The organism is Shewanella sp. CG12_big_fil_rev_8_21_14_0_65_47_15 (assembly GCF_002783505.1).
Lineage (GTDB): Bacteria > Pseudomonadota > Gammaproteobacteria > Enterobacterales > Shewanellaceae > Shewanella.
Window position 1 is genome coordinate 12,058 of the sequence record NZ_PFGL01000055.1, and the last position, 22,270, is coordinate 34,327.

The following is a 22,270-nucleotide window of genomic DNA, read 5'->3' on the forward strand; positions in this document are numbered from 1 at the left end:
TACTGGATAGTGAGATTGTATTTGTTTCTCAACGAGAGACAATCTAGTATTCAGGCAATTCATTTTTACTGAGCAACAACAATGTACCTCTGGGATGGCATTTCTGAGTTTATCGCAGTGGCCGAGACGGAAAGCTTTACCTTGGCCTCGCAGCGTCTCAATATTTCTATCGCCCACGTGAGTCGCCAAATCACGGCATTGGAAAATCGCCTCGGCACAAAACTCTTTTACCGCACCACCCGCAAAGTATCGCTCACCGAAGAAGGTACGATTTATTATCGCCATTGCCGCCAATTACAAACGGGGTTAGAAGAAGCCGAGCGCGCCATCTCAAACCTAAAGGACTCACCCCAAGGCTTAGTCAAACTCACGGCACCCGTCGCCTATGGCGAGAAGTTTATCATGCCGTTACTCAATGATTTTATGGTGCAATATCCCAGTGTTGAATTTAGCGTTGACCTCACTAATCGCACCTTGGACTTGATTGAAGGCGGTTACGATCTCGCCATTCGCCTCGGCAAACTCGCCGACTCGAGCCTGATGGCCAAACCGCTCAGCAGTCGCACTCACTATGTCGCCGCCTCACCCAGTTATGTGGAAAAGTACGGTCAGCCCCATACCTTATCCGAACTCAATCAACATAATTGCCTAATCGGTAATCATAATTACTGGCGCTTTGTGGAGAATGGCCGCGAGCGCAATATCAAAGTGCGCGGCAATCTCAACTGTAACAGCGGCTACGCACTCAGGGATGCGGCGCTAAAGGGAATTGGTATAGTACAACTACCTGATTATTATATTGAAGAAGACATTCGAGCCGGAGATTTACTCTCCTTACTCGACAGTCACCGCGAAGCCAAAGAAGGCATTTGGGCACTCTATCCACAAAACCGCCATTTATCGGCCAAGGTCCGCGTATTAGTCGATTATCTTGCCGAAAAACTCATCGAATAAAATTAAGTGATGTTTAAGCAGATTGATTGGTAGCAGGCAAAACGGCGCAGACTAGCGCCAATTTTCCCGCAAAGTGTAATACAACATGCCTAAGGCCAGCGCTTGATTGCCGAACCATTCATTTAACGGAATGCGGATATGGCGCATGGCGGCAAACAGGTCAAACTCACGCAATTGCCCGTCCATCGCATTGGCCATGATCTCGGCCATAATGTGCGATGTCGCCACTCCGTGCCCAGAATATCCTTGGCAATAGAACACATTAGGTGACACTTTGCCGAGCTGCGGGATACGGTTAATCACAATTCCTGCCATTCCCGCCCAGGCAAATTCGATATCAACGCCCTTTAATTGTGGAAAGGTGCGCTCAATTGCGGGCCGTAATTCCGCCGCCACATTTTTAGGATCGCGGCCGCTGTAATTAGTGCCGCCGCCGAACATCAGCCGTTTATCCGCGGTCAGGCGATAGTAATCCAGCACAAAGCGGCAATCGTACACGGCCAAATCCTGCGGATTGATTTGTAAAGCGATATCATCGGGCAGAATCGCAGTGGCGCAATTACCTAAGGACGCCGGAAATAATATACCGCGCAGTTTTGGACGGGCGAGTTTATGGTAAGCATTACCGGCGATCAGCACACTATTGGCACGCACTTTTCCCTTAGCAGTGACAACAGTCGCCACATCGCGTTCTTCAATATCGAGTACGGGTGAGTGTTCAAAGATTAACGCCCCAAGACCTGCTGCAGCGCGGGCTTCACCCAGGCATAAATTAACTGAGTGCAAATGCATATTGCGCCGATTGACTAAGCCACCGTGATACAAGGGCGAGCCTAGATAGGCGGGCATTTCATCGGCGGATACCAGCGTCATAAATTCATCCATGCCGCGACGCTGCGCCTCATCATGCATCGCCCTAAGCTCCTGCATATGCTGCATCTGGTAGGCGGTTTGGATATGACCAAACTTTAAATCACAGTCTATGCCGTACTTGGCCACCCGATTTTTAATAATATCGTGGCCGCGCCAACGCATATTCCACACATAATCTTCAGCTTCATTGCCAATTTGGCGGCGCAGCTGTTTTGTCATCGCAACATCGCCGGACAAACTGCCCGTCACCTGCCCACCATTGCGTCCGGTCGCGCCCCACGCAATTTTATTGGCCTCAATAAGCGCCACTTTGTAGCCCTTCTCGGATAATTCCAACGCCGTTGCCACGCCGGTAAAACCGCCACCGACAATCGCCACATCGACTCGAATGTCGCCTTCAAGCGCAGGATAAACCGACTCTTGGTTAATGGTGGCATTGTAGTAGGAGGCACAGTGTTCTGTGGGCATAACATTCCTTTGGTAATAGTAGCTTAAGTCTCGATAGTGGCAGTCGGTCAGTGACCAGTATCCGAAGATGAACCGCTCTAATTTGTTTTATATTTTTTACACTTGTTCAATATTGCGAGTATAACTAAGTTCAAAATGGCGTCAAGGAGGGATATGGAGGCTTACGCTTTCCCCAAGCTTAGGTTAGGCTATTAGCTTAGGTTATAGGGCGACACTGACCCTTCCAGACTCCCACTCTTAGCCAGACCAGTTGGAGTCAATAGAGATCGCTAACTTATGCGGCAATACACGCGGCAATACAAGATAGTTAGATTTTAATAAAATAAACCAATAGGTTACAAAGTATATTATGTTAGCATTGCCCTTTTCCCAAGCCTGTGAAAACAACAAAGCGCCAATTCTAGCCCTGTTGTCACAGGCCTTTTCCCAAAGCCAACATGTGCTCGAAATCGGCAGTGGCACGGCGCAACATGCCGTCTATTTTGCGGCGAATCTGCCCCATCTGATTTGGCAAACCAGCGATCAGCCTGAGTATCTTGCGGCAATCAAAGCCAGATGCGAGCAAGAAGCCCTGTTACCAAATCCAGCATCGAATATACGCTTACCGCTCTGCCTTGATGTCACCCAGCCATGGCCTACCCATAGTCTCTCGCCCGATATTGATGCGGTATTTACCGCTAATACCTTGCATATTATGAGTAAAGAGATGGTGGAAGCCTTTTTTAGCGGCCTAGGCGCCAATCTACCGCAGCTAAACACCCTGTGCATTTATGGCCCCTTTAACTATCAAGGCCAATTTACCAGTGACAGTAATCGCCAATTTGATGCATTTTTGAGGCAGCGTGACCCCGCAAGTGGGATCCGGGATATTGAATGGATCTGTAAGCTAGCAAATGCACAAGGTTTGTCACTCGAACAGGATTTTGCCATGCCGGCCAATAATCGATTGTTGCATTTTAGCCGCTAAGCCAAAGCGCCCTAAGAAAATGCTGTGTTAAAATTCACCATTCAATCACTGTCCTATGCCACAGCCCTTGCGCTGATGGGGATAAGAAAACTAAGATGGCAACGGCTATGTTATAGGATGCAGGATAAGCGTTCGCTACCCGCTCCGATTTTGCTCACTTGAGGAATCCCAATGTCTAAGATCAATCTACTTTTGCTGTGCGGCGGTGGAAGTGCGGAACACGATATTTCCCTAATGTCGGCGAATTATTTTGAAACCTCATTGGCAAAATCCGATCAGTTTTCCGTCCTACGCGTTGAGCTGGATAAATTTGGCCAGTACCGCACCGCAGCGGGTGATGATTGTGAACTCACGAATAACCGTGAGATCCGCTTTCGAGATGAAACCAAGGCCCCATGGCCAGTGGATTATGTTATTCCTTGCATCCACGGTTATCCCGGGGAAACCGGCGATATTCAATCCTATTTTAATTTGATCCAATTGCCCTATTTTGGCTGTGAATCCGAAGCCAGCAGCAATTGTTTCAACAAAATTACCGCCAAAATGTGGTTCTCTGCCTTAGGTATTCCTAATACGTCCTATATTTTCCTCCATCAATACGATGAAGATGCCATTGCCCAAACCCAAACGGCATTAGCCCAGTGGGGTTCCATCTTCATTAAGGCCGCCTCCCAGGGTTCATCCGTTGGTTGTTACAAAGTCGACACTAGCCACAATGTCGCCGCTGTCCTCAAGGATGCCTTTGGTTACGCCCCCTATGTTGTGGTTGAAAAAACCATTAAGGCGAGGGAGTTAGAAGTCGCGGTATACGAATACAAGGGTGAAATTGTGGCAACGCTACCGGGTGAAATCATCTGCGACAGCAATACGTTTTACACCTTCGATGAAAAATACGCCAAGAACAGTAAGGCCCGTACCGATGTGGTCGCCCAAAATGTGCCTGTCGAGATCAGCGATCAAATTCGTGCCTATGCCATTAAAGCCTTTACTGGTATGAAGCTGCGCCACCTGTCGCGTATCGACTTTTTCTTAACCGCTGATAATGAAATTTTACTAAATGAAATCAATACCTTCCCAGGTTTAACTCCGATTTCAATGTTCCCTAAAATGCTGCAAAATCACGGGCACGATTTCACTGATTATTTAACTGTAGTGATCAACAGCCAGCTTACCGCTAAAGCCTAATGCGCTAAGTTGCTGGTTTTATTTAAAGCATAAAGAGCGCCCTGCGGCGCTCTTTATTATTGGTGCGACAAACTTAGGGGAAGGAATCACACTTTCTAGGCTTGCTTAGCCAGCAATTCAAAAAAAGCCGCCTTAGTCATAGGTTTATAAAAGAGGTAACCTTGGATCTCTTGAATATGATTGGCGACCACAAACCTAAGCTGCGATTCATTCTCCACCCCCTCCGCCGTCACACTGAGATTTAGCGCATGGCTCAAGCGCACTATTGCCTCAACTAACGCCTCATGGCGCTCACCTTCCTCTAGTCTGTCGATAAAGCTCTTATCAATCTTAATCTGATCAATCGGAAAGTTGGCTAAATAGGATAGAGAGGAGTAGCCAGTCCCAAAATCATCTAAGGCAATTTTTACGCCTCTACCGCGTAACTCATTCAGTACCTTGATTAAATGCACATGCTGCTTCATCAACAGCGATTCAGTGATCTCCAGCGTAATTAACTCGTAGGGAAAATCCACTCGGCCTAAATCGTCAATAATATCGGCGAAGGAATCACAAAACTCATCCTGTAACTCATGGGACCAAAACTCAAAGGTAGAGACGTTGAGCGCTAAACTGATGGACCAACCATGGGCCTGCATCTCTAAAATGGTTTCCATCACGCTCCGGCGGACATTACGGCCAATATCCACGATTAAACCGCTATTCTCGGCGATGGGGATAAATTCATCGGGGGGGATAAATTGCCCCTCATGTTGCCAACGCAATAACACTTCGGCACGCACAATTAAGCCAGTACTGGCATTAACAATAGGTTGGAAATAAAGCTCGAATGCATTTTGATCTAGGGCTTGCTTAAGTAAAGTGTGTAAATTGGCAATTCGCTCCGCAGTTTGCTGCATTTGTTCGGTAAAAAAATGATAACGATTGCGCCCGTTTGCCTTCGAAATATACATGGCCTGATCGGCGCAATTTAACAATTGCTCTAAATCGAGCGCATCCTCCGGGAAACGTGCGATCCCGATACTGACAGAACTATAAACGCCTTTATCCTTAGATAATTCATATCGGCGATAAACCTGCTTATTAATAGTCTCTGCGAGCTGTGAAAGCTCTTTTTGGGTTACAACACCGGGCAATAACAACGCAAACTCATCCCCCCCAAGGCGAGAAAACACTATGCTGTCATTCAAGCAAATCTTAATTTGCTCGACAACTTGGACCAATAGCATGTCGCCTTTATCGTGCCCATAGGTATCGTTAACTTGTTTAAAATTGTCTAAGTCCATCAGCATAAAGCTAAAACCAGGGGTTAAACAGTCCGCGGTAATCAACTCTTGGATTTGCCGGAATAAAGCATTCCGATTGGCAAGCCCCGTGAGGGAGTCATTATTGGCTTGGTATTTAATCAACTGCGCCGCTTTCTTACGCTCGCTAATATCCGAAAATAGCCAAGCAAAGCCATTCTGAGTGCTGTGGGGTTCACGAAATACGGTAACGGTAAGATCGAGGTGAAAGGTTTCCCCATTGCCCCGCAGACCAATTAACTCGCCCTGCCACATTTTTCCCTCGGCAAGATGCTGAAAAAGTATGTCGACTTCATGGGGCTCCGAAGGTGAGAGAAATAAAGCGGGATGAAACTCAGGGGAAACAGCTAGTTGAGGTTGGACAATTTGGCTAAATGCCCGGTTGGCATATAACACATTATTGGACGTGTTGGTGATCACTAAGGCTAAAGGGAGGCGATCAAATATTTTCACGGCTAATCGCTGAAACTCCATAGAACGGCTACGTTCTATGGCAAGGCTGGCTAATCTTGCGGCCTCGGCAATTAAGATTAGATCCTGCGATGTCGGGGATTTTATTTCATCGTAGTACATGGCAAAGGTCCCCAGTACTTTGCCATGACTATCTTTGATAGGTTCAGACCAACAGGACTTAAGGCCCGCACTCAGTGGGATAGTTTTATACTTTTCCCAGAAGGGGTGCTTAGCGATATCTTCAACAATCACCCTTTCACCCGTATAGGCGGCGGTACCACAGGACCCTACCTCAGGGCCAATCTCAACCCCATGAATGACTTGATTATAATTATCGGGTAAATGGGGAGCTGCGCCAAAGAGCAAGCGTTTGCCATCATCGCTCAGTAACAGAACGGATGCGCGTGTACCGATGCGTTGTGCTTCAATTTTAAGCACAAGCGCGTGGAGGATTTCACCGAGGGGAGCGCCGTTAAGCAACATAGAGAGAATGCCGCTATAACATTCGAGACTCACATCATGTTCGAGTGTGAGTGAGTTCCCGCCGAGCCTCCCTGAGACATTAGTGCCTTCGTCCATACATCCCTTATTTGTTTAGCGAGCAGATAAACTGTTACTAAGGTCAGTAACCTTGGTAAGCTAAGGGTGAATTTTAGGCACTAAGGCGCCCCAAAGCAACCTTTTAACGCAGGGAGTACACGGCTTTAGGACGAAGGTGATTACTCTTGAATACGTTCCAATTTTGCTAGATAAAAACCATCAAAGCCCGTATCTGCGGGGCTAATCGTTTCATCTTCAATTAATCGAAAGTTCGGATTATCAGCCAAAAAGGCATCTATTTGGCCACGATTTTCACAGGGGAAGATTGAACAGGTGGCATAAACCACCATCCCACCCACTTTAACCATTCGGCTGTAGCTATTGAGAATGTGTTTTTGCAGGTCCATCAACACGGGTAAACGTTCGGCAGTATCGCGCCATTTTGCATCGGGATTACGTTTCAACACGCCTAATCCAGAGCATGGTACATCGAGCAGAACCCGATCTGCGGTCAATTTTAACCTTTTAATGGTCTTGCTACTGGCAATAAGGCGCGTCTCCACATTGTGGGCGCCATTGCGACGGGCACGTTCTTTGAGTTTATCGAGCTTCCATTGCTCCACATCCATGGCCAGCAAACGCCCTTTGCCCTGCATTTGCGCGGCAATATGTAAGGTTTTACCGCCGGCGCCGGCACAGGCATCGATAACACGCATACCCGGTTTGGCGTCCAGCGCCGCCGCAACCCGTTGTGAGCCCGCATCTTGCTGCTCAAACAAACCCTCTTTAAAACTATTAGTACGGAACAATGCCGAGTCAGAGGTCACCTCGAGTGCAGAATCCACTTGAGGTACCACCAGCGTACTCACATATTCTGCCGCAAGTTTTTGGGCTAATGCTTCACGGGTCACTTTTAGGCCGTTAACCCGTAAAAAACGCTTTGGTGCCGTGCTTAACGCCGCACGTTCCTTTTGCCACTCATCACCTAATTGCTCATGACCCATAGTATCGAGCCACTCGGGACAACCGTCCCACAGTACGGGTTTGCTTTTAGCTTGTTCGATACGCTCGGCAAGACGGCTACTATCCACAGGCAGTGAATACTGCATTTTAGGTAGATCAAGATTGTGGAATAAATGCCAAGCGTTCAGTAATTTAGAGCCGAACCGTTCCATTTCATCTGGACTGATTTCCGCCAGGAAACAGTAAAGATTCAAACGGCGTAGAATATCTCCGGTCACAGTTGCAATTCGCGCCTGTTCGGCGGGCACGAGTTGCAACCCAGAAAAATGCTGAGAATAAGCCCGATCTAGGGGTTTTCCTTGGCTCAACACCATAGTTAAGATACTGATCACTAATTCGTTCGAGCTGGCAGAAAGTGGAGAATTCAACATTTAAAGGTCACCGTGAATGATAAAACCGGAGGATCATAGGAGGTCGAGCCCCAATACGCAAGCACACTGGTGCCTCGTTCAGGATAAAGCCATAAAAAAAGCGATCCAATGGATCGCTTTTTAGGTCAAGCCGTTTAACTCACTACATTTTTGAGCCTTTCGCACCGTAGAACAAGATAAAACCGTAACAGATCACCGGCAGAATAAAGGCCAGTTGAATACCCAAATTGTCGGCCAGCACGCCTTGCAGTAATGGCACAACCGCGCCGCCAACAATCGCCAAACAGAGGATACCGCTGCCTTGGGAGGTATGGGGCCCGAGATCCCGCAGTGCGAGACTGAAGATAGTTGGGAACATAATAGAGTTAAATAACCCAACACCCAAAATCGCCCACATTGCCATACTGCCACTCGTTGTCATGGCGATAACCACAAGTAACGCCGCCATTAAGGCATTAAAAGCGAGCACTGTGCCTGCAGGAATTTTTTGCATCACGGCCGAGCCAATAAAACGCCCCACCATAGCGCCGCCCCAATAATAGGCAATATAATGAGCCGCTTGTTCCTCTGGCATCGCGGCAATATGCGACTCGCCTAGGAAGTTTACCAGGAAACTGCCGATAGACACTTCCGCCCCGACATAAACGAATATGCCTACGGCACCCAGTACAAGGTGCATGCTCTGCAGCGCGCTTGTCTTGCCTAAGTGAGTCTGAGTCTCCCCCTGCGCACCTTCGGTATGTTCACGAATCGTGGGTAAATTTAGCTTAGCAAAAACGATGGCTAAAATCGCTAACGCCGCGGAGAGTAGCAAGTAAGGTAGTTTCACCACTTCCGCTTCAGCATTGGCCTGGGCCAAGTCCGCAGAAACCGATGTTGCAACGGATAAAATCAATATTGACCCAAAGAATGGTGCAACCGTCGTTCCCAAAGAGTTAAATGCTTGGGTTAAATTCAAACGACTCGATGCGGTCTCGCTACTCCCAAGGGCATTAACATAGGGGTTCGCCGCCACTTGTAGTATGGTGATCCCAGATGCCAGCACAAATAAGGCTGCAAGAAATAAACCGTAAGTCGCCAGTGTTGCCGCAGGATAAAACAGCGCACAACCTATACTGGCAATCACTAATCCAGTGACAATTCCCTTCTGATAACCGAGCTTTTTCACTAGATTACCCGCAGGGATAGACACCAGAAAATAGGCGCCGAAGAAGCAAAACTGGATCAACATCGCCTGGGTATAATTCAATGAAAATACCGCTTTAAGATGTGGGATCAGGATATCGTTCAAACAGGTGATAAACCCCCACATAAAAAACAGTGAAGTCAGTGACACGAGCGCGAAACGATAGTTGCCGTTTCCGCCATCGCTCACGCTGCTCGTGGGGCTACTAGTGTTAATTAATGACGCCATAATTGTACTCTCTATAATGTTTTTATTATCTATGGGGGTGAATCGGCCCTACTTCTTCCCATGACACTTGGGCGTTTGTCTTAAAAGGATAGGAGGTAAAGATCCCGTATCTATACCATCCCATCCGAATGAAGATGAAGCATTTTCATTTTAAAATAGCGTAATAGCTGGCGAATGCCGAAAACTTCAACATTTCACCGACTAATTGCGCGGTTTTCAAACCGTGACCCGTGAGTGCTTGTTGTATCTCGAGCCCCGCCAGACTGAACGAAGTCTCTGCATCCATAAGATTAAAGCAGACCAATACGCGCTGCTGTCCTAAGGTGCGCACAAAGACCAATAACGGCTCAGGTGTATCGATAAATTGAATATCACCCTCGATAAGCACAGGCTGGGATTTACGCCACCTAAGGAAGTGACGATAACTATTGAGCATGGAATCTGGATTGGCTTCTTGCACATCTACGGCGAATGCTCGATGGGCAGAGGCCAAAGGTAACCAAGGCGATACTTGGCTAAACCCACCAAAATCTTCATGCTGTAGCCAAGGCATGGGTGTACGGCAACCATCTCGGCCCTTAAACATCGGCCAGAAGGTTTTACCGAAGGGGTCCTGCAGCTCATGGTACTCAATGGGCGCTTCGGTTAATCCCAGCTCTTCACCTTGATAGCTACACACACTGCCACGTAGCGAGCTGAGCATCGCATTGAGCATTTTCACCATATCGACAGTTTGTTTGCCCCGCCCCCAACGGCTCGCCACCCGTTGCACATCGTGGTTGCCTATTGCCCAGCAGGGCCAACCATCGCCGATACTGGCCTCTAAGGCTTCAACAGTTTGGCGAATATAAGCGGCGCTATAATCCTCGGTTAACAGCTCAAAGCTGTAGGCCATATGCAGACGATCTTCGCCCTTAGTGTAGGCGGCCATCACAGCGAGCGAATCTTCGGCGGACACTTCACCTAAGGTGACGGCCCCCGGATAGCGGTTGATAAGCTGTCGTAGATCTTCAATAAACTGAATGGTTTGTGGACGATCATTATTGTAATAATGATATTGATAGGCGTAGGGATTATCTTCGCTGAAACCTCGGCCCTGACGTTTATCCTTAGGCTTGGCGGGATTATCCCTGAGCTGTTTATCGTGGTAACAGAAGGTAATGGCATCTAAACGGAAACCATCAACGCCCTTTTTCAGCCAAAATTCGACATTATCGAGCACGGCTTGGCGCACCTGCGGATTATGGAAGTTAATGTCGGGCTGGCTGCGTAAAAAGTTATGCAGATAATACTGTTGGCGGCGTGGCTCCCACTCCCAGGCACAACCACCAAAAATCGCGAGCCAGTTGTTCGGTGCCGTGCCGTCTTCCTTAGGATCGGCCCACACATACCAATCCGCCTTGGGATTAGTACGGTTTTCTTTACTCTCAACAAACCAAGCATGCTGATCTGAGGTATGACTTAACACTTGGTCGATAATGACCTTAATGCCAAGACCATGGGCCTTTTCAATCAATTCATCAAAATCATGCATAGTGCCGAAGAGCGGATCCACTTCGCGATAATCACTGATATCGTAACCAAAGTCCGCCATCGGCGACTTAAAAAATGGCGAAATCCAAATGGCATCGACATTAAGGCTAGCAATGTAATCTAACTTAGTAATAATACCGCGCAAATCGCCGACACCATCGCCATTGGTATCCAAGAGGCTTCGCGGGTAGATTTGATAGATCACGGCGCCACGCCACCAAGTTAACTCACTCATTATTGCCCCTTTATCGTTATTCTTCAGCGAGCTAACCCAGAAAGACTCATATCAACAGTTACGGTATTGTTGCTGTAGAGTAAAGGCGCTGCGACTTTATTTAGTGACACCGAGCATACGTGAAGAGGGAAATAAGGTTCAATACACCTGCATACGTATGCAATGCAGAACATCGACAACACCCTAAAACCAATTCAAAACAAATCATTTATTAACAATGAATTACCATCAATAAATTTCTGTTCCCCCATGGCATTTATTGCCCTAAATCGGATGATTCTTGAGCCGGAGGCGGATTGAATACGTATGCACAATATTGTGACACCGAGAAACTCGGGAGTAGTATCTTCACCGTTGCATAACAATTTGGTCATAAACGCAGCACTTATGCAGTCAATTAAGCGCCGAGATACCAAAAAAGGCCGCATAGATAACGCGGTGATAACGATAAAACGCTCTATAAAAGCGATAAAAGCGACTCCAAGGGGAAGAAAGATATGATGCGATTTAAACCCAGTTTGCTGACCTTAGCGCTCGTCGCTGCAGGTGCTAGCATGCACTCCTACGCCGCAGATGCTGTGGCTACCGAAGCAACAGCCAAAGACGATAATATTGAAGTCATTCAAGTGACCGGTATTCGTCGTAGCTTGCAAGAATCCCAATCTCTGAAAATGTCATCTTCTTCTATTGTTGAAGCCATTTCAGCCGAAGACATAGGTAAATTGCCCGATGTCAGTATTGCAGAATCCCTAGCCCGTTTACCTGGGGTTTCGGCGCAACGTCTGGATGGTCGTGCAAACGTCATTTCTATTCGAGGCATGGGTCCTGATTTTACCACTGCGACATTAAATGGTCGTGAACAAGCGTCCGTTAACGATAACCGCAGTGTGGAATTTGACCAGTATCCCTCTGAGCTATTAAATCGTGTTGTGGTTTATAAAACCCCCGATGCCTCTGTGATGGCACAAGCGATCGGCGGCACAGTTGATATGCAAACGATCAGCCCACTTGCCCACGGTGAACAAACCATTGCAGTTGCCCTACGCGGTGAAATGAACGACTTAGGAGCCTTGAACAGCGGTTCAGATGATAAAGGTTACCGAGGCAGTATTTCCTATATTGACCAGTTTGCCGATGACACTATTGGTGTCGCAATAGGTTATGCCCGTATGATGTCACCCAACCAAGAGGAGCGTTGGCAGGCATGGGGATATCCTGATTTATATAAACACACAGATAATGGTCAAGAGTTCTACAATGCTAATACCGACTATAAGGGCGTTCCTGGAGAAGCTGCAGGTTTTAAAGGTTTAGGTGGAGCAAAACCTTTTGTGCGCTCAAGCGAACTAGAGCGCGATGGTGTATTAGCGGTATTTGAATATGCGCCAAATGACACCTACCATTCAACGCTCGATGTTTACTATTCAAAATTTACCGATGATCAGCGCCTACGTGGTATTGAAATTCCTGGTGCATGGGGTACCAATGGTGGATTAGTTTCTCCGACCGTTAGCGATGGATTAATGACCGCAGGTGCCATTAATGGGGCTGAAGTCGTTGTCCGTAACGATGTGAATAAGCGTGAAGCGGATTCACTGTCCATTGGCTGGAATAACAAATTCAACATTAATGATAATTGGAGTGTTGAAGCAGATATCTCCATGTCAAAAGCTAACCGTACCGACATAGGTATGGAAAGTTATTCGGGAACGGGACGAGGCACAGGCGTGGGTGCCGTTGATGATTTAGGCTTTGCCTACAATGGCAACGGTGGTTATGTATTTGACCATAACCTCGACTATGCCGATAAAAACCTGATCAAACTTGGTGACCCACTCGGTTGGGGTAGCCCACTAGGCGCTAACACTCAAGATGGCTTTATCAACAAACCTGAAATTGAAGATGAGCTTAAATCCTTCCGTTTAAGTGCTGAATATATCCTCGATGGAGGAGCGGTCCGTAGCATCGAATTTGGTGTAAACCGCACAGATCGTGATAAATCTAAGTTAGATAAAGGCTATTATCTCACGCTAAAAGGTTATGACGGTTCCGCTGACTATACGATGACAGTACCAGATCAGTACCTATTAGATCCGACCTCCCTCGACTTCTTCGGCATGGGCGACGTGCTCAGCTACGATTCCTTAGCCTTCTATAATGATGGCAACTATATCGAAACCGATGTTGCAGATGTAGATCTTTCCCGTGCCACTAACTCTTGGACAGTGCAAGAGGAAGTGTCCACGGCTTATGTGATGGCCAACCTTGAGTCGGAAGTTTTCGGCATTCCTGTTACTGGTAACGCTGGCTTGCAAGCGGTTCATACCGATCAATCTTCAGACGGCACAGTGGCAACGGTTAAAGACGGCCTAGTGGTGTTAACACCACGCACAGCGGGTGACTCCTATGTTGAGTGGCTACCAAGCTTGAACTTAAGCTTTGAAGTCGCCGATAGCCAAGTGGTTCGCTTAGCGGCTGCGCGGACCTTGACCCGTTCACGCATGGATAAAATGAATGCCAACCTTAACTACAGTTATTCAGCTAACCCAAGCGGTGGCAATGTTAACTGGACAGGTAATGCGGGTAATCCAGAGTTACGTCCATGGTTAGCCCGTCAATATGACTTAAGCTATGAGAACTACTTCAGCGACCAAGGTTACTTCTCGGTAGCAGTGTTCTACAAAGATCTTGAAAACTATGTTTACGATCAACATACCGACTTTGATTTCAGTACCCTGTTCCCACAAGGCCCGACAGATAACCCGATTGGCGACGTCACCCAACCTCAAAATGGTGAGGGTGGTTATGTTCAAGGGGTTGAAGCCTCTGTATCTGTCGACTTTGGCATGTTTGCCGATGTGCTGAGTGGCTTTGGTACCGTGCTAAGTGGTTCATACAATGACAGCGAAGTGAAGGAAACCCCGACTAGCAATCCAACAACCTTGCCAGGTCTGTCAGAAAAAACCTTAAATGCTACCATTTACTACGAAAACTCAGGCTTTGAAGCACGGATTAGCTCACGCTACCGCAGCGACTTCCTAGGTGAAGTGACAAAAATCAGTTTGCAACGTGAAAACGTGAACATTAAGGCTGAAACCGTTGTCGATGCTCAAGTCGGTTACGACTTTAGCGAAAGCGGTATCGAGGCACTCTATGGTTTATCGATTCTGTTCCAAGTGAATAACTTAACCAATGAACCTTTTACCTCGTACACAAGCGACGATCAACGCTTAGTTCGGGATTATCAAAACTATGGCCGTAACTTTATGTTAGGCGCCAACTATAAGTTCTAATCCTGCATGACCCAGAGCCTCTGTAAGTAATTACAGAGGCTTTTTTATATCGATTCCCCAGTACATACTTTGAGCACATCAACAGCATCACATCAAAAATGAATGAAGGGCTAAAGCCATGAACTATATAAAAAATATTATCATTGTCGGTGGAGGCACTTCAGGTTGGATGACGGCGGCCATGTTGGCAAAACTGTTTAAATCTACACTCAATATTACCTTAATTGAGTCCGAGGATATTGGCACCATTGGCGTAGGAGAAGCCACTATCCCGCCACTACAGATTTTCAATAACGTATTAGGGATTAACGAAGCCGATTTTATTAACGCTACTCAAGCGACCTTTAAATTGGGCATTCAATTCGAAAATTGGGGCAAACCTGGTGAAGCCTATATGCATGCCTTTGGTCATGTGGGCAAAGACATAGGCTTTACCCAATTCCATCATTACTGGCTCAGTACCTCTCCGAAAGAGGTGAACTCGTTTTGGGATTACTCAGTTAATTATCAAGCAGCAAAACACAATAAGTTTCAAGTACTCCAGCACATCCCAAACTCTCCCCTTGCTGGTTTAACCCATGCCTATCATTTCGATGCAACGCTCTATGCCCAATTTTTACGGCGTTTCAGTGAACAACTGGGGGTTAAGCGTATCGAAGGCAAAGTGATCTCTGTGGATCTTGCTCCCTGCGGCAAGATAGACACAGTTAAATTACAAACAGGACAAGTGATTGCCGCTGATTTCTTTGTCGATTGCTCGGGCTTTGCTGCTCTTTTGATTGAAAAAGCACTCAAGGTTGACTTCGATAGCTATCAACATTGGCTCCCCTGCGACAGAGCCTATGCCGTGCCCTGTGAGAAAACGACAACAATTACCCCTTATACACGCTCCATAGCCCATGATGTGGGTTGGCAATGGCGTATTCCACTGCAACACCGCACAGGCAATGGATTAGTCTACTGCAGTCGCTACGTCAGTGATGACGCCGCAAAACAACTTTTACTCGATAATTTAGATGGTAAGCCTTTGGCTGAGCCTAAAAAGATCAATTTTACGACCGGACGACGACTCAAACAGTGGCATAAAAACTGTGTCGCCATTGGGCTTTCGAGTGGATTTTTAGAGCCATTAGAATCTACCAGCTTACATTTAGTGCAATCTGCAATTATTCGCTTGAGTAAACTCTTTCCACATCAAGGAATTGCACAAGCGAATGTCGATGAGTTCAATCACCAGTCCAAACTTGAATTTGAACAAATCCGCGATTTTATTATCTTGCACTATCACTTAAATCAAAGAGTCAACTCTCAAGAAAACAGTCTTTGGCAACAGTGTCAAACCATGGAGATCCCCGACAGTTTGCAGCAAAAAATAGAGCTGTTCCGTGAAACTGGCGCAGTGTTTAGGCATCAAGAAGAACTCTTTACTGAGGCGGCGTGGGTACAAGTCATGCTCGGGCAAGGCATCATGCCGCAGGATTTTAATCCCTTGAGCAGAACAATTTCAGCATCCGATCTAGCCGCATTTTTACAGAATATGCGCACGATTATCGATAACGCCGTCGGAAAAATGCCGACTCATAATCAATACCTTGCTCATCTTGGATAAATACCGTCTAAGGTTGACTTAAAAATACTGAATAAAAGCGAACAATAAGGAGTGACTATGACGTCAAAGCGCCCAAGGCTTGCGACTTATCTCATGATAAGCCTCAGTATTTGCCTACAAACTTGGCAAGCACAGGCCGAAATAGGCATCAGCCCTGTGAGCAACATAGAGAGCCCGATGCGATCTTCTTCACCCACAATTGAACCCGCTTTCTGGTGGGCGGGGATGCAAAATCCTGAGTTGCAGTTGATGCTCTATAGCCGCGAGTTGCCAAGCTTACCTCAGCAGCTTAGGGTGGATATCCAAGGGAAAGGTATTAAGCTAAAGGGCCTTGAACACACTGATAATCCTCACTATCTCTTTATCAATTTGGATCTGAGCCAAGCTGAGCCCCAAACCTTTGAGTTGCTGATTTCCAACACCCAATCCGGCGCAACAAACCAAAAACCTCTCTATCGCCTACCCTATACATTACAAGCGCGTGCTAAGGGTAGCCGTGAACGCCAAGGGTTTAGCAATAAGGATGTGATTTACCTTATCACCCCAGATAGATTCGCCAACGGCAACCCAAGCAATGATAATCAAGCGGATATGCTGGAACGCATCGCGCCAGAGAATTCCGACGGTCGCCACGGTGGCGATATTGAAGGCATTCGCCAGCAGTTAGACTATTTCGCAAAGTTGGGGGTCACTCAGTTGTGGATAAACCCGCTGCTTGAGAATAATCAGCCGCAATATTCCTACCACGGTTACTCGATTACTAATTTATACCGCGTCGATCCCCGCTTTGGTAGCAACGAGGATTATCAAGCCCTTGTCACTGAGGCAAATAAGCTTGGCATTGGCGTCATTAAAGACGTAGTCGTGAACCATATTGGCTCAAACCATTGGTGGCTAAAGGATTTGCCCAGTAAAGATTGGTTAAACTATCCTGCAAAAACGCAGGCAGCAACAATCCAGGCCAACGGGCCGACAACCTATGAGAGTACGCCCCGCTATACCAGCCATAGACGCACCACAGTGCAGGATCCCTATGCCGCAGCGCAGGATAAGACCGACTTTGTCGACGGCTGGTTTGCCGAGACTATGCCGGATCTGAATCAAGGTAATCCCAAGCTTGCCACCTATCTTATTCAAAACAGTATTTGGTGGGTGGAATATGCGGGGCTGTCGGGGATCCGCGAAGACACTTACTCCTACGCCAACAAAGATTTTCTCGCTCAATGGTCTAAGGCCGTGATGACAGAATATCCGCATTTTAACATTGTCGGTGAAGAATGGACCGCCAATCCCATCACAGTCTCTTATTGGCAAAAAGGCAAAATCAATGCCGATGGCTATACCTCAGATTTACCGAGCCTGATGGATTTTCCACTGTATGAAAAATTGATTGCCAGCCTCAATGAACCAGAGGGCTGGGATACTGGGTTTATCAAACTTTACGAGATGCTCGCCAATGATATGGTGTATGCCGAACCCAGTCAGCTCGTACTATTTGAGGGCAATCACGACACCAATCGGCTCTTCAGTTTAGTCAAAGAAAATATAGACTTATACCAAATGGCGCTCACCTATGTGCTTACGGCTAAACGTATTCCACAGTTGTTTTACGGCACCGAAGTGTTGATGACTAGCCCAACCGAAGGCCGCCACGACGGTGTGGTCCGTAGCGATTTCCCCGGCGGATTTGCCAGCAGCAAAGTGAATGGCTTTAGCGGGAAAGGCCTAAGCACAAAGCAGCAACAGGCGCAGGAATTTGTCAGAACCTTACTCAACTACCGCAAACACTCCCCTGCGCTACAAACCGGCGAGTTAGTGCATTTTGTGCCGCAAAACGGCATTTATGTGCAATTTAGATGCCTTGCAAATCACCCAGCCCCAAGGGCGCAGCATACTTGTAACCAAGCGGATGCGGATAAAGTCATGGTGATCTACAACAAAAATGACCAGCCGCAGCCGTTGGATTTAGCCCGTTTTAAAAGCGTATTAGGTAACAGCGTTTCGGCAAAATCAGTGCTTACGGGAGATAAGATCATGCTCAATGAACCGCTTACACTGCCCCATGCGGGAGTCATGCTGCTCGAGATCCAAAACCAATAGTGAATGATTAACTTGGTTGCCAAGCCATTGTTTGGCAACCATTGAGTCCCAAAGGAATCCACATTGAATTTTCCATTAGCGCCAATCACCCAACGCCGTGCTTATCGCTGGCAACAAGGGTTAACCCTGCTAGTTGCTGCGGGTTTTGCCGCCTGTAGCTTTGCAGGCAATACCTCAGTCGCCCAGGATGCCGCCCAGGCTATGCCCGCAAAGCACAACCCACCCCATAGTAATACAGCAAAGGCAAATGATAGTGCCGAGCAAGCAGCCAACAACTTTAAACCCGTGGTTTATCAGATTTTTACCCGCCTCTATGGCAATAAGAACCCCACCAATAAATCCTGGGGCACCATTAGCGAAAACGGTGTGGGTAAATTCAATGATATTGATGACACAGCACTCAAGAGTATCAAAGACTTAGGCGTTACCCATGTGTGGTATACGGGTGTGCCCCACCACGCCTTAATTGGCGATTACAGTGCGATTGGTGTGAGCAGCGATGATCCCGATGTGGTTAAAGGCCGCGCTGGTTCCCCCTATGCGGTCAAAGATTACTACAACGTCAATCCCGATTTGGCCGTCGATCCCGCTAAGCGTTTGCAGGAGTTTCAGGCGTTGATTAAGCGTACCCATCAGCAAGGGTTAAAGGTGATTATCGATATAGTGCCCAACCATGTGGCGCGCAATTATCACTCTGTCACTAAGCCCGAAGGCGTGCGTGACTTTGGTGAGGACGATAATCAAACCCTTGAATATGCAAAGCATAATGACTTTTACTATGTGATTGATAAAAAGCAAACCTCTGGCTTTCAAGTGCCCGATTTGCCTGATAGCCTCAAGCCTTTGGGCGGCGAGTCGCATCCCCTAAGTGATGGTCAGTTTCTGGAATATCCCGCCAAATGGACGGGCAATGGCTCACGCCTCGCTAAACCCGATATGAACGACTGGTTTGAAACCGTCAAAATCAATTACGGGGTACGCCCCGATGGCAGCCATGATTTCCCCGCACTTCCGCCACGCTATGCCACTCTAGGCGCCGAGCAGCACTATGCTTTTTGGCAGCAAAGGGGCGATCAACTGCCAAGCTCTTGGATTAAGTTCAATCAAATTGCCCAGTATTGGTTAGCGATGGGGGTTGATGGATTTCGTTACGATATGGCCGAAATGGTGCCGGTCGAGTTCTGGAGCTATTTAAATAGCCAGATAAAACATACACATCCAGCGGCTTTTATTCTGGCGGAAGTCTATAACCCTAAGCTGTACCACGATTATATTCAACTTGGCAAAATGGATTACCTTTACGATAAGGTCGACCTATACGATACCCTCAAAGCCATTATGGCGGGGCAAAAAAGCACCGCGCAGATCGCCGCTGACCAAGCCAAAGTGCAGGATATCGACTCCCATATGCTGCATTTTTTAGAAAACCACGACGAGCAGCGCATCGCTAATGCCGCCTTTTTAGGTAACTTAAGTGGTAATGCGTCAACGGATGCGGTCGATCCCCGCTACGCCCTACCCGCCATCGTGGTGTCGGCCACCCTAAGTACTTCGCCGACGCTGATTTATTTTGGCCAAGAAGTGGGCGAAGCCGCTAGCCAAGATCTCGGTTTTGGTCATGCCTCCCGCACCAGTATTTTTGATTATGCGGGCGTGCCCGCCCATCAACGCTGGATGAATAAGGGCAAATTTGATGGCGGCCAATCAACGGCGCAGGAAAAATCCCTGCGGGCGTACTATCAAAAACTGCTTAACTTAAGCACAGGTAAAAATGCGCCCGCACTCTTAGGGCAATATTACTCGCTGGATGCCGCCAACCGCGGCGCGGTATCGGCTGCAAAGGCTAGCAATAAGGCTAACAAAAAGACAAACAATGGCAGCGCAACGGGTTATGATGACTCAACCTTCGCCTTTGTCCGCTTTGAGACCAATACGGACGATAAAAAAGGTCAAAAGCTGATTATTGTCAGTAACTTTAGTCAAACCCAAGCTAAGTCATTATCCCTTAAACTGCCCAAGGCACTGATTGAGCAATGGCAGTTAACGGATGGGGCCTATCCGCTGAAGGATTTACTGGAAGATTATGCGGCGCAGTTGGTCATTAAACGAGGCGAAGGGCGAGTTCAGTTGCAGCTTGCCCCACTCTCCTCCGCCATTTTTGAACTCACCCATTAGCCCCCAGAGTATGTCAGATAAAAAATAAGTAAGATAAATAAGAAAAGTAAGCTAACGGCCCCAAAGATAGCATCAGAGTCACACACCGTTGTGACTCTGGCTTTTTTAAAACACACTAGGGTTAAAATCAGTTAAACAGGATAGAGGCAAGCTATGTTACTCGGCATTCACCATGCAGCGATTATTTGCAGTGACTATCAAAAGTCCAAACATTTTTATGTGACTATTCTTGGCCTTAGCGTGCTTGCAGAGCATTACCGGGAAGCGCGCCAGTCCTACAAACTCGATTTACAATTGCCCGATATGAGTCAAATCGAGTTGTTTTCCTTCGACACCCCTCCCAAGCGCCCCAGCTATCCGGAGGCCTGCGGCCTTAGGCATCTCGCCTTTCGCGTCGCATCGATTGAAGCGGCCATAGAACGCCTTACAGCCCATCATATCGCCGTCGAACCCGTCCGCATCGACGAATACACAGGCAAAAAGTTCACCTTCTTTAGCGATCCAGACGGCTTACCCTTAGAGTTATATGAGCTATAACCTGAATCCTCACTGTATTAAAAATGTAAATAAAACAGCGCACTAAAATAGCATATTTATGCTGCGAATAAGATGAATAAAGCTTAATTACGCCAAGGGATATTTAGAAGTAGACTCAATGAACCGGCGCAGTCCTAACCCATCATTTGACCAATATGACAGAGTAAAAGGCTGGCGCTTACCAAGCGCTAATCACTGAGGAACTCAAGGTGTTTGATAATCCAGCAATATTGTTATGGAGTTTAGTCTTTGGCCTCTTTGGTCTTGGCTTTTTCACCTACGGCAAGCGCCAAGCCGCCCCCATCCCTCTGGCCGTCGGCCTCACCCTGATGATTTACCCTTATTTTGTCACCAATCTCGCGCTACTTATCGCCATCGGCATCGCCCTTATCGCACTCCCCTATTTCGTAAGAATATGATTTTTAAGTAGTAGAAATATTCAAAGCCAGAAATGCATTGAATAACTGGCAGGATTAATAAAGCTGAGTGGGAGATTACGTCTTAGGAATTAGAACTATTTTGCTGGTATTGGCTTATGGTGAGCCATGGTATTTGCTCAACGACACGGTGAATAGAAACCTAATTTCTAAGCTTATGAACGAGAGCCATGGTCGTTCTCATGCGTCCCTGCATTGCACGACATTCAGGCGTCCTGCCTATCAGATGGCGAACTGGCCGTTAAACACGGATGTTGTTCAAGTCCATCCGTGGATGCAGGGCCGCCCATCTGATGTGAATGGATTCACAAATGCCGCGATGGCATGGATGCCAAAAAGCGGCCATGGGGCGGACGGTCGTCTCGCTAATCACCATGACTCACCTGTTTAGCATCGGCATAGCCTGTCGGTTTTAAAGAAATACAGAACTGCTTTGGGACAGAAGCGATTAATCGTTTTATCTATTTATTGAGTTTATTGTCATTGTTTCCCCAGTGACTCGCCGTGAATATATCCTTATAGGCTCGACGGCGACATCCATGTCGCCAACGGTCACTGGTGCCCCAATGCCAATTTTAACTACCCATTTGCGATATGTACGTAAAAAGCTAAGGGACAAAAGCGCGCTGAGTTGTCACGGAGTTATCTTCATTTAGGATAAACAAAAATAATCCTAATAGCTGAATCGTGAGCAGTGACGAACTTAAGGATGTAACGCTTGGCTTGACGCTTTACCTTTACACCATTTGCCGCTGTTATGCTGCTTTTTAAATTCACACATTGCATCCCATCGACCGCT

14 protein-coding genes and 1 pseudogene are annotated in these 22,270 nt (G+C 47.2%); 9 read left to right on the plus strand and 6 right to left on the minus strand.

The window, feature by feature from the left end:
* The first annotated feature begins 81 nt into the window (after positions 1 to 81).
* Positions 82 to 954: a LysR family transcriptional regulator gene (locus COW15_RS15200; RefSeq protein WP_293633352.1), complete on the plus strand. Its 873-nt coding sequence runs from the start codon at positions 82 to 84 to the stop codon at positions 952 to 954.
* Positions 955 to 1,005: 51 nt separating this feature from the next.
* On the opposite strand, the gene COW15_RS15205 is transcribed toward COW15_RS15200, so the two are convergent.
* Positions 1,006 to 2,295 carry an FAD-binding oxidoreductase gene (locus COW15_RS15205; protein WP_293633353.1) on the minus strand — a complete coding sequence of 430 codons (1,290 nt, stop codon included), beginning with the start codon at positions 2,293 to 2,295 and terminating at the stop codon, positions 1,006 to 1,008.
* Positions 2,296 to 2,644: 349 nt separating this feature from the next.
* On the opposite strand from COW15_RS15205, the gene COW15_RS15210 reads away from it, so the two are divergent.
* A complete protein-coding gene (locus COW15_RS15210) occupies positions 2,645 to 3,262 on the plus strand; it encodes a DUF938 domain-containing protein (RefSeq protein ID WP_293633354.1) in 618 nt (205 codons plus the stop codon).
* A 171-nt stretch (positions 3,263 to 3,433) separates the two neighbouring features.
* Positions 3,434 to 4,447 carry a D-alanine--D-alanine ligase gene (locus COW15_RS15215; RefSeq protein ID WP_293633355.1) on the plus strand — a complete coding sequence of 338 codons (1,014 nt, stop codon included), beginning with the start codon at positions 3,434 to 3,436 and terminating at the stop codon, positions 4,445 to 4,447.
* Between the two features lie 95 nt (positions 4,448 to 4,542).
* Here COW15_RS15215 and COW15_RS15220 read toward each other — a convergent pair whose 3' ends face one another.
* From COW15_RS15220 to COW15_RS15235, 4 genes are all read right to left on the minus strand, one after another.
* The gene (locus COW15_RS15220) at positions 4,543 to 6,783 is read right to left on the minus strand and encodes an EAL domain-containing protein (RefSeq protein ID WP_293633356.1); all 2,241 of its coding nucleotides are present in this window, start codon (positions 6,781 to 6,783) and stop codon (positions 4,543 to 4,545) included.
* 140 nt (positions 6,784 to 6,923) lie between these two features.
* Positions 6,924 to 8,138: an RsmB/NOP family class I SAM-dependent RNA methyltransferase gene (locus tag COW15_RS15225; RefSeq protein WP_293633357.1), complete on the minus strand. Its 1,215-nt coding sequence runs from the start codon at positions 8,136 to 8,138 to the stop codon at positions 6,924 to 6,926.
* Between the two features lie 142 nt (positions 8,139 to 8,280).
* Positions 8,281 to 9,552 carry a sugar MFS transporter gene (locus tag COW15_RS15230; protein WP_293633358.1) on the minus strand — a complete coding sequence of 424 codons (1,272 nt, stop codon included), beginning with the start codon at positions 9,550 to 9,552 and terminating at the stop codon, positions 8,281 to 8,283.
* Positions 9,553 to 9,697: 145 nt separating this feature from the next.
* Positions 9,698 to 11,320 carry an alpha-glucosidase gene (locus tag COW15_RS15235; RefSeq protein ID WP_293633359.1) on the minus strand — a complete coding sequence of 541 codons (1,623 nt, stop codon included), beginning with the start codon at positions 11,318 to 11,320 and terminating at the stop codon, positions 9,698 to 9,700.
* 497 nt (positions 11,321 to 11,817) lie between these two features.
* Between COW15_RS15235 and COW15_RS15240 the strand changes: the two genes are divergently transcribed.
* The 6 genes from COW15_RS15240 to COW15_RS15265 all read left to right on the plus strand — a co-directional run bounded on the left by COW15_RS15240 (position 11,818) and on the right by COW15_RS15265 (position 21,453).
* Positions 11,818 to 14,613 (plus strand): TonB-dependent receptor, encoded by a 2,796-nt coding sequence (locus tag COW15_RS15240; RefSeq protein WP_293633360.1) that lies wholly within the window; start codon positions 11,818 to 11,820, stop codon positions 14,611 to 14,613.
* 118 nt (positions 14,614 to 14,731) lie between these two features.
* Entirely contained in the window at positions 14,732 to 16,222 is a 1,491-nt protein-coding gene (locus COW15_RS15245) for a tryptophan halogenase family protein (protein ID WP_293633361.1), read from the plus strand.
* A 57-nt stretch (positions 16,223 to 16,279) separates the two neighbouring features.
* A complete protein-coding gene (locus COW15_RS15250; RefSeq protein WP_293633362.1) occupies positions 16,280 to 18,322 on the plus strand; it encodes a glycoside hydrolase family 13 protein in 2,043 nt (680 codons plus the stop codon).
* A gap of 63 nt (positions 18,323 to 18,385) precedes the next feature.
* Positions 18,386 to 20,497: an alpha-amylase family protein gene (locus tag COW15_RS15255; protein ID WP_293633363.1), complete on the plus strand. Its 2,112-nt coding sequence runs from the start codon at positions 18,386 to 18,388 to the stop codon at positions 20,495 to 20,497.
* A gap of 153 nt (positions 20,498 to 20,650) precedes the next feature.
* Positions 20,651 to 21,034: a VOC family protein gene (locus tag COW15_RS15260; protein WP_293633364.1), complete on the plus strand. Its 384-nt coding sequence runs from the start codon at positions 20,651 to 20,653 to the stop codon at positions 21,032 to 21,034.
* 209 nt (positions 21,035 to 21,243) lie between these two features.
* Positions 21,244 to 21,453 (plus strand): hypothetical protein, encoded by a 210-nt coding sequence (locus COW15_RS15265; protein ID WP_011622901.1) that lies wholly within the window; start codon positions 21,244 to 21,246, stop codon positions 21,451 to 21,453.
* A 721-nt stretch (positions 21,454 to 22,174) separates the two neighbouring features.
* Here the strand turns inward: COW15_RS15265 and COW15_RS15270 are convergent.
* Positions 22,175 to 22,270, minus strand: a pseudogene (locus tag COW15_RS15270) (transposase); the annotation flags it as partial.